Source organism: Frankia sp. Mgl5 (assembly GCF_023242985.1).
GTDB classification, from domain to species: domain Bacteria; phylum Actinomycetota; class Actinomycetes; order Frankiales; family Frankiaceae; genus Parafrankia; species Parafrankia soli.
The window spans coordinates 204,422-220,099 of record NZ_JALKFY010000001.1; the positions used below are offsets into that span (position 1 = coordinate 204,422).

Consider the following 15,678-nt stretch of genomic DNA (forward strand, 5'->3'; position numbering starts at 1 on the left):
TCCCGCGAGGCGGTGTCCCGGTGTGGCCGCATCTGGCGGCCCGCACCGAGCTGCGTCCGCGGGTGGCGTCCCGGTGGGGCCGCGTCCCGCGGGGCGCGACGACCGACCACTCACCTGACGAGACTCCCCGGCACGACCGGGCGCCGGATCATCTGATCGGCATTACCAGGAAGGAACCGCCACCATGGCGAAGCTGTCGACCGACGAGCTCCTCGACGCGTTCAAGGAGATGACGCTCCTGGAGCTCTCGGAGTTCGTGAAGCAGTTCGAGGACACGTTCGGCGTGACCGCGGCCGCCCCGGTCGCGATCGCGGCCGGCCCGGTGGCCGGTGGCGCGGGTGGCGAGGCTGCCGCCGTCGAGGAGCAGGACGAGTTCGACGTGATCCTCGAGTCCGTCGGTGACAAGAAGATCCAGGTCATCAAGGAGGTCCGCGCGCTCACCAGCCTGGGCCTCAAGGAGGCCAAGGACCTCGTGGACGGCGCCCCCAAGCCCGTCCTGGAGAAGGTCGCCAAGGAGGCCGCGGACAAGGCCAAGGCGGCCCTCGAGGGCGCCGGCGCCACCGTCACCGTCAAGTAGTTCGGAACCGGTGCCGCTTGCCGGCGCCGGGTTCGCCGTGGCCTGAGCGCGAGCGTGCTGTCGTCACGGCGGACACCCGTCCTCGGCCGGCCACCCGCCGGCCGAGTGGCGGCGATCTCGAGCCCCGCCCCGGCACGTCCGGGGCGGGGCTTCGGTGCGTCCAGAGCCGTACCGCCGGCGGGCTCCCGCCGGAGCATCGGTGTCCGGATCCCGCGCGCCGGAGGCTCCCGCGCCCGCGGGACGGTGGCCCCGGGCCCCGCGAGGTGCGGCGCGCGGGCGGCGATCCGACTGGCGGGCGGGGCCAACGGTGGTAAGACTTCGGTGTCGCCGTCGGGCCGTGGCGCGGGCCCGTGGGACAGCCGGAGAGACCGCGGCCGCCCGCCCGGGCGGCCCCACGGTGGCGCGATCAGGGCGGCGTCTTCGCCCGTCTCATGCACGAATGGCCTTCTCACGGGGCATCTTCTCGTGGGGCGGGCCGGCGGAGGCGCTCGGCCGCCGACGGCCGGCGGCGGTCCGGCTCACCTGGAGCGACGTGTCAACGGCGAGATCGGGCCGAGACGATGTTGCCCTTGAGGCCTTGACTAGCTCCGGGGCTACGGAGTTCCATCATTTCGCGAACCTTCGTAGGGAAGCGGCGCGCGACGTGATCGGGTCTCGTCCTTGCCAGCAGTGAAGCCGTCGGCTACACTGCTAGTTTGCGCTGTCTTTCTCGTTGCATCGGGCTCGTCGGTAACACGTTCGACATCGGGATCCGACCCCTTGGGGTGATCGGGTTCGCGCCGCGGGGCGGTCCGCGGTCCTTCGGTCCATTGACCGGGCACCTGCCGCCTCAGCGGGTTCGGGGTGACGCGAGAGCGGCGTGGCCGTGTCTCGCTTGCGGGCACGGCGGCCCGGCTGTCCGAACCGAGACCCGAACGAGACTCTTCGCCTTTGCTGCACCGACACGTCGATCCGAGATCGCCGCGCCGGCGCCGTGTGGCCGTGCCACACGCGTGCCGACCAGACCCGCGGCCGCTCCGTCATGCCCCGAGCCAGTGGACTCCGGGTGTCACGCGGGCGCTCGGCCCCACCGTTCCGCCCGCGTCGGCGTCCGCACGGGCGGTCGCCGCCCGGCTGGTTGCCGCATCCGCGACGCAGTCTCCATCTCGGGATCCTCGCATTGCCGGGGTACCCCCCGCCGACGTTCCGCACAACCGTAGCGAGACACTGATCACCTGACCACCCCCTTACGGATCCTTGACATCCGCGACGCCAGCCCCACGATCAGGCCACCGGAAGGACCACCTTGGCCGCCTCGCGTTCCGCCTCCCGCATCTCGTTCGCAAAGATCATCGAGCCCCTCGAGGTCCCGGATCTTCTCGCCCTGCAGACGCAGTCATTCGATTGGCTGATCGGCAACGACATCTGGGCGGAGCGGGTCCAGGAGGCCATCGACGCCGACAGGAACGATGTCCCCATCACCTCCGGGCTCGAGGAGGTCTTCGAGGAGATCTCCCCGATCGAGGACTTCTCCGGCTCGATGTCCCTGTCCTTCCGGGATCACAGGTTTGAGCCCCCCAAGTACTCCGTCGAGGAGTGCAAGGACAAGGACATGACCTACTCGGCGCCGCTGTTCGTCACCGCCGAGTTCACCAACAACACCACCGGTGAGATCAAGAGCCAGACGGTGTTCATGGGCGACTTCCCGCTCATGACCCCGAAGGGCACGTTCGTCATCAACGGCACCGAGCGCGTGGTGGTCAGCCAGCTCGTCCGGTCCCCGGGTGTGTACTTCGAGAAGGCGATCGACAAGGCGTCCGACAAGGATCTGTTCTCCTGCAAGGTCATCCCCTCGCGGGGGGCCTGGCTCGAGTTCGAGATCGACAAGCGGGACACCGTCGGCGTCCGCATCGACCGCAAGCGCCGCCAGTCGGTCACCGTCCTGCTCAAGGCTCTGGGCTGGGATGAGGCCCGCATCCTGGAGCGCTTCGGTGACTTCCCGTCGATGCGGGTCACCCTGGAGAAGGACCACACCTCCAGCCAGGACGACGCCCTGCTCGACATCTACCGCAAGCTGCGCCCGGGCGAGCCGCCGACGCGGGAGTCGGCGCAGACCCTGCTGGAGAACCTCTTCTTCAACCCGAAGCGCTACGACCTGGCCAAGGTCGGCCGCTACAAGGTGAACAAGAAGCTGACCCTCGAGGTCGCGCACGACGTCGGCGTCCTCACCGAGGACGACGTCGTCCGCACGATCGAGTACATCGTCAAGCTGCACGCGGGCCAGGACCCGGACAACTACGAGGTCGACGACATCGACCACTTCGGCAACCGGCGCCTGCGCACGGTCGGCGAGCTCATCCAGAACCAGGTCCGCCTCGGCCTGGCCCGGATGGAGCGCGTCGTCCGCGAGCGCATGACGACCCAGGACGTCGAGGCGATCACGCCGCAGACCCTGATCAACATCCGGCCGGTCGTCGCCTCCATCAAGGAGTTCTTCGGCACCAGCCAGCTCTCCCAGTTCATGGACCAGACGAACCCGCTGGCCGGCCTGACCCACAAGCGCCGCCTGTCGGCGCTGGGCCCCGGCGGTCTGTCCCGTGAGCGGGCCGGCTTCGAGGTCCGCGACGTGCACCCCAGCCACTACGGCCGGATGTGCCCGATCGAGACGCCGGAAGGCCCGAACATCGGCCTGATCGGCTCGCTGTCGACGTTCGCGCGGGTCAACCCGTTCGGCTTCGTCGAGACCCCGTACCGCAAGGTGGAGAACGGCCGGGTCACCGGCCAGATCGACTACCTGACCGCGGACGAGGAGGACCGCCACGTCAAGGCGCAGGCGAACACCCCGCTGAACCCGGACGGCACGTTCGCCGAGGACCGCGTCCTGGTCCGCCGCAAGGGCGGTGAGGTCGAGTTCATCCCGCCGGACGAGGTCGACTACATGGACGTCTCGCCGCGGCAGATGGTGTCCGTCGCGACGGCGATGATCCCCTTCCTCGAGCACGACGACGCCAACCGTGCCCTGATGGGCTCGAACATGCAGCGCCAGTCGGTTCCGCTGCTGCGTTCCGAGGCTCCGCTGGTCGGCACCGGCATGGAGGCCCGCGCGGCCAAGGACGCCGGCGACGTGGTCGTCTGCGCCCAGTCCGGCGTGGTCGAGGATCTGTCGGCCGACTACATCACCGTCATGCACGACGACGGGACGCGGCGCACCTACCGGCTGGCGAAGTTCCGCCGGTCGAACCAGGGCACCTGCATCAACCAGAAGCCGATCGTCTTCGAGGGCGACCGCGTCGAGGCCGGCCAGGTCATCGCCGACGGCCCGTGCACCGACAACGGCGAGATGGCGCTGGGCAAGAACCTCCTGGTGGCCTTCATGCCGTGGGAGGGGCACAACTACGAGGACGCGATCATCCTCTCCCAGCGCCTGGTGCAGGACGACGTCCTCTCCTCGATCCACATCGAGGAGCACGAGGTCGACGCCCGGGACACCAAGCTGGGCCCGGAGGAGATCACCCGGGACATCCCGAACGTCGCCGAGGAGGTCCTCGCCGACCTCGACGAGCGCGGCATCATCCGGATCGGTGCCGAGGTGTCGCCCGGTGACGTGCTGGTCGGCAAGGTCACCCCGAAGGGCGAGACCGAGCTGACCCCGGAGGAGCGCCTGCTGCGCGCGATCTTCGGTGAGAAGGCCCGGGAGGTCCGCGACACCTCGCTGAAGGTGCCGCACGGCGAGTCCGGCAAGGTCATCGGTGTCCGCGTGTTCTCCCGCGAGGACGGCGACGAGCTGCCCCCGGGCGTGAACGAGCTGGTCCGCGTCTACGTGGCCCAGAAGCGCAAGATCACTGACGGTGACAAGCTCGCCGGCCGGCACGGCAACAAGGGCGTCATCGCCAAGATCCTGCCGGTGGAGGACATGCCCTTCCTCCCCGACGGCACCGCCGTCGACGTCGTGCTGAACCCGCACGGTGTGCCGCGTCGTATGAACATCGGCCAGATCCTGGAGACGCACCTCGGCTGGGTCGCCAAGACCGGCTGGCAGGTCGACTCCGGCGCGGAGGGCTGGAAGGAGCGCCTGCGCGGCATCGGCGCCGACGCGGCCCCGCCCGGGACCAACGTGGCGACGCCGGTGTTCGACGGTGCCCGCGAGGAGGAGATCACCGGCCTGCTCGACGCCACCCTGCCCAACCGGGACGGTCAGCAGATGATCGGTTCCTCCGGCAAGGCCGAGCTGTACGACGGCCGCACCGGAGAGCCGTACCCGTACCCCGTGGCGGTTGGCTACATCTACATCCTCAAGCTCCTGCACCTGGTCGACGACAAGATCCACGCTCGGTCGACCGGCCCCTACTCGATGATCACGCAGCAGCCGCTCGGTGGTAAGGCCCAGTTCGGTGGCCAGCGGTTCGGTGAGATGGAGGTGTGGGCGCTCGAGGCGTACGGCGCCGCCTACGCCCTGCAGGAACTCCTCACGATCAAGTCGGACGACGTCGTCGGCCGAGTGAAGGTCTATGAGGCGATCGTCAAGGGCGAGAACATCCCGGAACCCGGTATCCCGGAGTCGTTCAAGGTCCTCATCAAGGAGATGCAGTCGCTGTGCCTCAACGTCGAGGTGCTGTCCAGCGACGGGGTCTCGATCGAGATGCGGGACACCGACGAGGACGTCTTCCGCGCGGCGGAGGAGCTCGGAATCGACCTGTCACGGCGCGAGCCCAGCAGCGTCGAAGAGGTCTGACGTGACGGGGGGTCCGCCTGGCGGATGCGCCGACCGGCTGCGGCCGGTCGACCGGTCTCGGCCGGTCATGGCGGGCCCCCGCCCCCGTCCACTCGTGCCACCCGGGTAGGAGCCCACAGGCCCCGGCCCGGGGGCCCCGGCAGCGTCCCGACTGAGAAAGAGAGAGCAGGCGACAGTCTTGCTGGACGTCAACTTCTTCGACGAGCTGCGCATCGGCCTGGCCACCGCGGACGACATCCGCCAGTGGTCGTTCGGTGAGGTCAAGAAGCCGGAGACGATCAACTACCGCACCCTCAAGCCGGAAAAGGACGGGCTCTTCTGCGAGAAGATCTTCGGTCCGACCCGGGACTGGGAGTGCTACTGCGGGAAGTACAAGCGGGTCCGGTTCAAGGGCATCATCTGTGAGCGCTGTGGCGTCGAGGTCACCCGCGCCAAGGTGCGCCGTGAGCGGATGGGCCACATCGAGCTCGCCGCCCCCGTCACCCACATCTGGTACTTCAAGGGCGTGCCGAGCCGTCTCGGCTACCTGCTCGACCTGGCGCCGAAGGACCTCGAGAAGGTCATCTACTTCGCCGCCTACATGATCACCAAGGTCGACATCGACTCGCGGCACCGCGACCTGCCGACCCTCGAGGCCCGCATCGGCGTCGAGAAGCAGCAGCTCGAGGACAAGAAGAACGCCGACGTCGAGACTCGCCAGCGCAAGCTGGAGGAGGACCTCGCGCAGCTCGAGGCCGAAGGCGCCAAGGGCGACGCCCGCCGCAAGGTGCGCGAGTCGGCAGAGCGCGAGATGCGCCAGATCCGCGACCGCTCCCAGCGCAAGATCGACGACCTGGACCGGGTCTTCGACCGGTTCAAGAACATGAAGGTCCAGGACCTCGAGCCGGACGAGCTGCTCTTCCGCGAGCTGCGCGACCGGTTCGGCCAGTACTTCGAGGGCGGCATGGGCGCCGAGGCGCTGCAGCACCGGCTCGCCGACTTCGACCTGGCCGCAGAGGCGGAGTCGCTGCGCGAGACCATCCGCAGCGGCAAGGGGCAGAAGAAGGCCCGTGCGCTCAAGCGGCTCAAGGTCGTGTCGGCGTTCCTGAACACCCGCAACTCCCCGATGGGGATGGTGCTCGACTGCGTTCCGGTGATCCCGCCGGACCTGCGGCCGATGGTCCAGCTCGACGGTGGCCGGTTCGCCACCTCCGACCTGAACGACCTGTACCGCCGGGTGATCAACCGGAACAACCGGCTCAAGCGGCTGCTCGACCTCGGCGCGCCCGAGATCATCGTCAACAACGAGAAGCGGATGCTGCAGGAGGCCGTCGACGCGCTGTTCGACAACGGCCGCCGCGGCCGGCCCGTCACCGGGCCCGGCAACCGTCCGCTCAAGTCGCTGTCCGACATGCTCAAGGGCAAGCAGGGCCGGTTCCGCCAGAACCTGCTCGGCAAGCGCGTCGACTACTCGGGCCGTTCGGTCATCGTGGTCGGCCCGCAGCTCAAGCTGCACCAGTGCGGCCTGCCCAAGCAGATGGCGCTCGAGCTGTTCAAGCCGTTCGTGATGAAGCGCCTGGTCGACCTCAACCACGCGCAGAACATCAAGTCGGCCAAGCGCATGGTCGAGCGGGCCCGCCCGGTCGTGTGGGACGTCCTCGAAGAGGTCATCACCGAGCACCCCGTGCTGCTCAACCGGGCGCCGACCCTGCACCGCCTCGGCATCCAGGCCTTCGAGCCGCAGCTGGTCGAGGGCAAGGCCATCCAGATCCACCCGCTGGTCTGCACCGCGTTCAACGCGGACTTCGACGGCGACCAGATGGCGGTGCACCTGCCGCTGTCCGCCGAGGCGCAGGCCGAGGCCCGGATCCTGATGCTGTCGAGCAACAACATCCTGTCGCCGGCGTCGGGCCGTCCGCTGGCCATGCCCAGCCTCGACATGGTCACCGGGGTGTTCCACCTGTCCCGGGTGTCCGAGGGCGCGATCGGCGAGGGCCGGTTCTTCTCCAGTGTCGCCGAGGCCCAGATGGCCTTCGACGCGCGGGAGATCCACCTGCAGGCCCGCATCCAGGTGCGGCTGAGGGAGAGCACGCCCCCCGCCGAGTGGGCGCCGCCCGCCGACTGGCTGCCGGGTGACCCGTTCACCCTGGAGACCACGTTCGGGCGCTGCCTGCTCAACGAGGCGCTGCCGGAGGGCTACCCCTTCATCAACGCCCAGCTGAACAAGAAGGCGCAGGCGGCGATCGTCAACGACCTCGCCGAGCGGTACCCGAAGATCCAGGTCGCGGCGACGCTGGACGCCCTCAAGAGCGCCGGTTTCTACTGGGCCACCCGGTCCGGTGTGACGGTCGCGATCGAGGACGTCGTGGCTCCGCCGAACAAGGCCCAGATCCTCGACGAGTACGAGCAGCGGGCTGAGCGGGTCGAGAAGCAGTTCGGCCGCGGTTTCCTCTCCGACGAGGAGCGCCGCAGCGAGCTGGTGCAGATCTGGACCGAGGCGACGAACAAGATCGCCGAGGCCATGGAGGCGAACTTCCCGGAGACCAACCCGGTCTACACGCTGGTCAACTCCGGGGCCGCCGGAAACATGATGCAGATCCGGCAGCTCGCCGGCATGCGCGGACTGGTCTCCAACCCCAAGGGTGAGATCATCCCGCGGCCGATCAAGGCGAACTTCCGTGAGGGCCTCACCGTCGTCGAGTACTTCATCTCGACGCACGGTGCCCGTAAGGGTCTCGCCGACACCGCCCTGCGGACCGCCGACTCGGGTTACCTGACCCGTCGTCTGGTGGACGTCAGCCAGGACGTCATCGTCCGCGAGGAGGACTGCGGCACCGAGCGCGGCATCCTGACCCGGATCGCCCGTAAGGGACCGGACGGGGTGCTGGTGCGCGACCGCTACGCGGAGACCTCCGCGTACGCCCGCTCGCTCGCCTCCGACGCCGTGGACGCCCAGGGCGAGGTCGTCGTCCCGGCCGGCGCCGACGCCGGCGACGTGGTCATCGGCCAGATCATCGAGGCCGGGATCGAATCGGTGCGGGTGCGTTCGGCGCTCACCTGCGAGTCGCGGATGGGTGTCTGCGCGCACTGCTACGGCCGCTCGCTGGCCACCGGCAAGCTGGTGGACGTCGGTGAGGCCGTCGGCATCGTCGCCGCCCAGTCGATCGGTGAGCCGGGAACCCAGCTCACGATGCGTACCTTCCACAGCGGTGGCGTCGCCGGTGACGACATCACCCAGGGTCTGCCGCGTGTCGTCGAGCTGTTCGAGGCCCGTAGCCCCAAGGGCAAGGCCCCGATCAGCGAGGTGACCGGCCGGGTCAAGATCGAGGAGACGGAGAAGACCTTCAAGGTCGTCATCGTCCCCGACGACGGCAGCGAGGAGATCGCCTACCCGGTCTCCCGCCGCTCCCGGCTGCGGGTCCGCGAGGGCGAGCGGGTCGAGGTCGGCGCCCAGCTGATCGACGGCGCCGTCGACCCGCACGAGGTGCTGCGCATCCTCGGCCCGCGCCAGGTCCAGCTCCACCTGGTCGACCAGGTCCAGGAGGTGTACCGGTCGCAGGGTGTGTCGATCCACGACAAGCACATCGAGATCATCATCCGCCAGATGCTCAAGCGGGTGAACGTGCTCGAGTCGGGGGAGACCACGCTGCTGCCGGGTGAGCTCGTCGAGCGCGCCCGCTTCGAGGGCGAGAACCGGCGCGTGGTGGAGATCGGCGGCCAGCCGGCCTCGGCCCGCCCGGTGCTCATGGGCATCACCAAGGCCTCGCTGGCCACCGAGTCGTGGCTGTCGGCGGCGTCCTTCCAGGAGACCACCCGGGTGCTCACCGACGCGGCGATCAACGCCCGCTCGGACTCGCTGGTCGGCCTCAAGGAGAACGTCATCATCGGAAAGCTCATCCCGGCGGGTACCGGCATCTCCCGGTACCGCAACATCCGGGTGGAGCCGACCGACGAGGCGCGCGCGGCGATGTACTCGGTCAGCGGCTACGAGGACGGCGCCTCGGTCGAGTACGGCGCCTTCGGTGCCGGATCCGGCCAGGCCGTCCCGCTGGACGAGTTCGACTACCGCAGCTCGGGCGACTACCGCTGAGCCAGCGCGCCTGACTCCGGTGCCGGGCGACCGCGGCAGTGACCGCGCTCGTCCGGCACCCGGTGCCAGGCCTGGTGTCTGACGGCCGGGCGCTCGCCGCCTGGCATCAGGCGCCTGGTGTCGGGTGTCCGGCTCGGGCGTCCGACTCTGTGACCGGGACGGCCCGGTGAACCGTGCAGGTACGCGGTTCACCGGGCCGTTCGGCGTTTGCGACGGGGCCGGCGCCACCGACCGCCGTCGCCGTCAGCCGCCGTCAGCCGCCGCCGTGCCCGGACCTGAGCCCAGGACCCGCGGTCGGGCCCGCTGCCGGCGTGGTGGCCGTGACAGGCCCGAAGGCGGCCTCGCGCAGTTCGCCGTAGACCCGGACAAGGTCGGGTAGCTGGTAGTGCGCGTTCAGCCCACTGGGGTTCGGCAGCAGCCACACTCCGGCGGGACCGATGCGCTCCGGCTGTCGACCGACCTTCGCCGTCCGCCGCCCGAAGCCGATGCGGTACGCGGCGAGCCCGAGAAAGGCGACCCATTCCGGGCGGATCCGTTCGACAAGCTCGATGAGTACCGGCACGCCGGCCCTGATTTCGTCGTCAGCGATCTCATCGGCGCGAGCGGTCGAGCGGTGCACCAGATTCGTGATTCCGATGCCCCGGGCGCGTAGGTGCTCGGTCTCGGACGGATGCAGCCGGCGCCCGGTGAACCCGGCGAAGTGCAGGACCGGCCAGAGCCGATTGCTGGGCGTCCCGAAATGGAATCCGGTGGCGCCGGACTCCAGGGACGGATTGATACCGCACAGCAGCACCCGGGTCTCCGGACCGACGAGGTCCGGGACGGTCTTCCCATAGGCCGCGAGAAGCTCCGCGCGGTCCGGTCGGGGCCGCCGCGGCGGCTTCGGTGACCTCAGCGCCGCCAGCCCGGCTACAGGCGGGTCGGCGGCCTCCGGTGCCGGGGCGGCTACGGGCCTGTCCGTGGCTTCCTGCGCGGGGGCGGCTTCTTGTACCGGCGCGGCTTCCGTTCCCGGCGTCGCAGCTTCTGATGGCAGCGTGGAGTCCGTCGACAGGGTGAGTGTCTGCGACGGCGTGTCTTCTGGTGTCTGGTCTGCCGGGGACGGCTGGTCCGGCGCGGTGCCCTGGCTGGGCGGTCTGGTGCTGGCCATCCTGGCATCCTCGTTTGTCGCCGCCCCTGCGGATCATCCACCCCCACCCAGATCCCATTGCTGGCAGCAGCCCACCGTAGATCAGGGCGCTCCGCGCCGGCCCGCGTCCTGAGTCCCGGTCCCCGTCCTGGGCCCTGAGGCTGGTCCTCGGTGACTGGCTTCCCGGTCTCGGGGCCTTGGGCGGAGGAATTGGTGGATGCCTTTCGGCAGGGCGTTCGTGGAGGCCGGAGGGGTCGGCGGTAGGGTTCGCAGTGGCTGTTTTCCCGGTGGGAGGACGGTTGTGTCGGTACCGGTCCGGCGGGTTGGCGGATACCGGTCCGTCCGTGGAGCGCGCAACGGCCAGGCGTAGGCAGGACGTCCGTCGTCCGGTCGCGCCTGTCGTGGTCGTCGGGTGATACCCCGTTCGACACTTGACGTGGGCGTGGAGTAGTGTTGGCGCCTGTGGCCGGAGTCCACGTGACTCTGGCGTGTGTCCTGCGCCCAGACGTGGCGCCGTGGCGCCGAGAACCGACCGCTCAGGTCAGGTACTCAGGCCGCCGTCGGTGACAGTCGGGTTCGGTCCGGCAGAGTCGGGCGGGTAGGCGCGCTCCTTCTGGGACGTATCGGACTTCCGGTACTTACAGTGGGCGCGACACGCCCGACCGCGTGGGTCGGGAACGGACACTCCGGCGCTCACGCTCCGTGCCATCCAGGCGAGGAGCGGCACCGCGACACAGCAGGCAGACAGGCCGGCCATCCGGGATGGCTGCCGGCGAGTACGACGAGGCACGAAGGAACGGGAGCGGCGTTGCCCACGATCCAGCAGCTGGTCCGCAAGGGCCGGCAGGACAAGGTCGAGAAGACCAAGACCCCGGCACTCAAGGGGAGCCCGCAGCGTCGTGGCGTGTGCACCCGCGTCTACACGACCACCCCCAAGAAGCCGAACTCGGCGCTGCGCAAGGTGGCTCGCGTCCGGCTCAACAGCGGGATCGAGGTCACGGCCTACATCCCCGGGGTCGGTCACAACCTGCAGGAGCACTCGATCGTCCTGGTGCGTGGTGGCCGTGTGAAGGACCTCCCGGGCGTTCGCTACAAGATTGTCCGGGGCGCTCTCGACACGCAGGGCGTCCGTAACCGGAAGCAGGCTCGCAGCCGCTACGGCGCGAAGAAGGAGAAGGGCTAATGCCGCGCAAGGGGCCCGCGCCCAAGCACCCCGTCGTCGTCGACCCAGTCTACGGCTCGCCGCTGGTGACCGCCCTGGTCAACAAGGTGCTGCTGAGCGGCAAGAAGTCGGTCGCGGAGCGCATCGTGTACGGCGCGCTCGAAGGTGCGAAGAACAAGACCGGCAACGACCCGGTCGTCACGCTCAAGCGTGCGCTGGACAACGTGAAGCCCACGCTGGAGGTGCGCAGCCGCCGAGTAGGTGGCGCCACCTACCAGGTGCCGGTCGAGGTCCGCGCGGGCCGCAGCACCACGCTCGCGCTGCGCTGGATCGTCGGGTACTCCCGCGGTCGTCGTGAGAAGACGATGACCGAGCGCCTGATGAACGAGCTGATCGACGCGAGCAACGGCCTCGGCGCGAGTGTGAAGCGCCGGGAGGACACCCACAAGATGGCGGAGTCCAACAAGGCCTTCGCCCACTACCGCTGGTAACTCATCATGGCTGCTGACGCACGTGCCGCACTGGCCGCGACCCGGAACATCGGGATCATGGCCCACATCGACGCAGGCAAGACCACGACCACCGAGCGCATCCTCTTCTACACCGGTGTGAACTACAAGATCGGTGAAGTCCACGAGGGTGGCGCCACGATGGACTGGATGGAACAGGAGCAGGAGCGGGGGATCACCATCACCTCCGCCGCCACCACCTGCTCGTGGCGTGACCACACCATCAACATCATCGACACCCCGGGCCACGTCGACTTCACCGTCGAGGTGGAGCGGTCGCTGCGCGTCCTCGACGGAGCGGTCGCGGTGTTCGACGCCGTCGCCGGCGTCGAGCCGCAGAGTGAGACGGTCTGGAAGCAGGCCGACCGCTACGACGTCCCGCGGATCGCGTTCGTCAACAAGATGGACAGGGTCGGTGCCGAGTTCCACCGCTGCGTCGACATGATGGTCGACCGGCTGGACGCGACGCCCGCCGTCATCCAGCTGCCCTGGGGTGTCGAGGCGGACTTCCGTGGCGTGATCGACCTGATCCGCATGAAGGGCCTGCTCTGGCACACCGAGGACAAGGGCGCCTCGTTCGAGACCGTCGACATCCCGACCGACCACGCCGAAGCCGCGCAGGAATGGCGGGAGAAGCTGGTCGAGACCGTCGCCGAGAACGACGACGAGCTCATGGAGCTCTACCTCGAGGGCGTCGAGCCCACCGAGGAGCAGCTCATGGCGGCGCTGCGGCGGTCCACGGTGGCCAGCAAGGTCAACCCGGTGCTCTGCGGTTCCGCGTTCAAGAACAAGGGCGTGCAGCCCATGCTCGACGCGGTCGTCGACTTCCTCCCCTCGCCGACGGACATCGGCTCGGTCACCGGCCACGCGGTCGGCAAGGAAGAGACCGAGATCGTCCGCGAGGCTGACGACGACGCGCCGTTCTCGGCGCTGGCCTTCAAGATCATGTCGGACCCGTACGTCGGCAAGCTGACCTACATCCGGGTGTACTCCGGCAAGATCACCAGCGGTACCGCGGTGCTCAACTCGACCAAGGACCGCAAGGAGCGCATCGGCCGCATCCTGCAGATGCACGCCAACCACCGGGAGGACCGGGACGGCGTGGGCGCGGGTCAGATCGTGGCCGTGGTGGGCCTGAAGAACACCACCACCGGCGACACGCTGTGTGACCCGAACTCGCCGGTCATCCTCGAGTCGATGATCTTCCCTGCCCCGGTCATCGACGTCGCCATCGAGCCGAAGACGAAGGCTGACCAGCAGAAGCTGGGCACCGCTATCCAGCGGCTCACCGAAGAGGACCCGACCTTCCAGGTCCGCACCGACGAGGAGACCGGTCAGACGGTCATCGCCGGTATGGGTGAGCTGCACCTCGAGGTCTTCGTCGACCGGATGCGCCGCGAGTACGGCGTCGAGGCGAACGTCGGCAAGCCGCAGGTGGCCTACCGCGAGACCATCCGCCGCAAGGTGGAGAAGGTCGACTACACCCACAAGAAGCAGACGGGTGGGTCCGGGCAGTACGCCCGCGTGATCATCGACCTGGAGCCCTCCGGCGGCGACGGCGGCGGCTACGAGTTCGAGAACAAGGTGACCGGCGGACGCATCCCGCGGGAGTTCATCCCGTCGGTGGACGCCGGCTGCCAGGAGGCCATGGAGTTCGGCGTCCTGGCCGGTTACCCGCTCGTCGACGTCAAGGTCACGCTGCGGGACGGCCAGTTCCACGAGGTCGACTCCTCCGAGCTCGCCTTCAAGATCGCCGGTTCCATGGCCTTCAAGGACGCGGCCCGGAAGGCCGACCCGGTCATCCTCGAGCCGATGATGTCGGTCGAGGTCACGACGCCCGAGGACCACATGGGCGACGTGATCGGCGACCTCAACTCGCGGCGTGGGCAGATCCAGGCCATGGACGAGCGGGGCGGTTCCCGGATCGTCAAGGCCCTGGTGCCACTCTCGGAGATGTTCGGGTACGTCGGCGACCTGCGGTCGAAGACCTCCGGGCGGGCGAGCTACTCGATGCAGTTCGACTCCTACGCCGAAGTTCCGCAGAACGTCGCCAAGGACATCATCGCGAAGGCGAGGGGCGAGTAGCAGGCCCGCCGGGCCGGGCTGCCGGCACCACTGACGACAACACAGCACGACACCACCCGTCCTTGGAGGGACACCAGTGGCGAAGCAGAAGTTCGAGCGGACCAAGCCGCACGTCAACATCGGGACCATCGGTCACATCGACCATGGCAAGACGACGCTGACGGCCGCGATCACGAAGGTCCTGCACGACGCGCACCCGGACCTCAACCCGTTCACGCCGTTCGACCAGATCGACAAGGCGCCGGAGGAGAAGGCCCGCGGGATCACGATCTCGATCGCGCACGTCGAGTACCAGACCGACGCACGGCACTACGCGCACGTCGACTGCCCCGGGCACGCCGACTACATCAAGAACATGATCACGGGTGCCGCGCAGATGGACGGCGCGATCCTGGTGGTCTCGGCGACCGACGGTCCCATGCCGCAGACGAAGGAGCACGTGCTCCTGGCCCGCCAGGTCGGCGTGCCGTACATCGTCGTGGCGCTGAACAAGGCCGACATGGTCGACGACGAGGAGATCCTCGAGCTCGTCGAACTCGAGGTCCGGGAGCTCCTGAACACCTACGAGTTCCCCGGCGACGACGTCCCGGTCATCCGCGTCTCCGCGCTCAAGGCGCTGGAGGGCGACAAGGAGTGGGGCGAGAAGCTCCTCGAGCTCATGGCGGCGGTGGACGCGTCCATCCCCGAGCCTGAGCGCGACATCGACCGGCCGTTCCTCATGCCGATCGAGGACGTGTTCACGATCACGGGTCGTGGCACGGTCGTCACGGGTCGTATCGAGCGTGGAATCGTCAAGGTCAACGAGACCGTGGAGATCGTCGGCATCAAGCCGGAGACCACCACGACGACCGTGACCGGCGTCGAGATGTTCCGCAAGCTGCTCGACGAGGGCCAGGCCGGTGACAACGTCGGCCTCCTCCTCCGTGGCATCAAGCGCGAGGACGTCGAGCGCGGCCAGGTCATCGTGAAGCCGAAGTCGATCACCCCCCACACGGTGTTCGAGGCGCGCGTCTACATCCTCAACAAGGACGAGGGTGGCCGGCACACGCCGTTCTTCAAGAACTACCGGCCGCAGTTCTACTTCCGCACCACCGACGTGACCGGCGTCGTGACCCTCCCCGAGGGCACCGAGATGGTCATGCCGGGCGACAACACCGAGATGACGGTCGAGCTCATCCAGCCGATCGCCATGGAGGAGGGCCTGCGGTTCGCCATCCGTGAGGGTGGCCGGACCGTCGGTGCGGGTCAGGTTCTGAAGGTCATCAAGTAGTGGCGACGGGCGGCGGGTGCCCCACGGGGTTCCCGCCGCCCGCTGTTGCCGGCCGGCAACGCCGGGGCCTCGCGCCCCGTGCCGCGACCGGGATCGCAAGCCGCCCACGTCGGGCGGCGCGGGCGGGGCGGCGGGGGGCCCGCCCCCGGGGGGGCCCCCCCCCGCCCCC

At 69.0% G+C, this 15,678-nt stretch carries 8 protein-coding genes; 7 read left to right on the forward strand and 1 reads right to left on the reverse strand.

The features are described 5' to 3' along the window. Window positions 1-184 precede the first annotated feature (184 nt). The 3 genes from rplL (at window position 185) to MXD62_RS00935 (ending at window position 9,357) form a co-directional block, all read left to right on the forward strand. Window positions 185-577 carry a 50S ribosomal protein L7/L12 gene (rplL, locus tag MXD62_RS00925; protein ID WP_020463485.1) on the forward strand — a complete coding sequence of 131 codons (393 nt, stop codon included), beginning with the start codon at window positions 185-187 and terminating at the stop codon, window positions 575-577. A gap of 1,285 nt (window positions 578-1,862) precedes the next feature. Continuing rightward, the gene (gene rpoB / locus MXD62_RS00930; protein ID WP_248827565.1) at window positions 1,863-5,288 is read left to right on the forward strand and encodes a DNA-directed RNA polymerase subunit beta; all 3,426 of its coding nucleotides are present in this window, start codon (window positions 1,863-1,865) and stop codon (window positions 5,286-5,288) included. A gap of 178 nt (window positions 5,289-5,466) precedes the next feature. Further along, a complete protein-coding gene (locus tag MXD62_RS00935; RefSeq protein WP_020463483.1) occupies window positions 5,467-9,357 on the forward strand; it encodes a DNA-directed RNA polymerase subunit beta' in 3,891 nt (1,296 codons plus the stop codon). 253 nt (window positions 9,358-9,610) lie between these two features. Here MXD62_RS00935 and mug read toward each other — a convergent pair whose 3' ends face one another. Next, window positions 9,611-10,261: a G/U mismatch-specific DNA glycosylase gene (gene mug, locus MXD62_RS00940; RefSeq protein ID WP_248827596.1), complete on the reverse strand. Its 651-nt coding sequence runs from the start codon at window positions 10,259-10,261 to the stop codon at window positions 9,611-9,613. A gap of 1,030 nt (window positions 10,262-11,291) precedes the next feature. On the opposite strand from mug, the gene rpsL reads away from it, so the two are divergent. The 4 genes from rpsL to tuf all read left to right on the forward strand — a co-directional run bounded on the left by rpsL (window position 11,292) and on the right by tuf (window position 15,509). After that, window positions 11,292-11,666, forward strand: coding sequence for a 30S ribosomal protein S12 (gene rpsL, locus MXD62_RS00945; protein ID WP_009740532.1), 375 nt, complete (start codon window positions 11,292-11,294; stop codon window positions 11,664-11,666). Next, on the forward strand, window positions 11,666-12,136 hold the full coding sequence (rpsG, locus tag MXD62_RS00950; protein WP_020463481.1) for a 30S ribosomal protein S7: 471 nt from the start codon (window positions 11,666-11,668) through the stop codon (window positions 12,134-12,136). Before rpsL ends, rpsG begins: the two co-directional genes overlap by 1 nt. Window positions 12,137-12,142: 6 nt before the next feature. Next, window positions 12,143-14,239 (forward strand): elongation factor G, encoded by a 2,097-nt coding sequence (fusA, locus tag MXD62_RS00955; protein WP_071066147.1) that lies wholly within the window; start codon window positions 12,143-12,145, stop codon window positions 14,237-14,239. 76 nt (window positions 14,240-14,315) lie between these two features. Continuing rightward, window positions 14,316-15,509, forward strand: a complete 1,194-nt coding sequence (gene tuf, locus MXD62_RS00960; RefSeq protein ID WP_020463479.1) for an elongation factor Tu — start codon at window positions 14,316-14,318, stop codon at window positions 15,507-15,509. The last annotated feature ends 169 nt before the right edge of the window (window positions 15,510-15,678 follow it).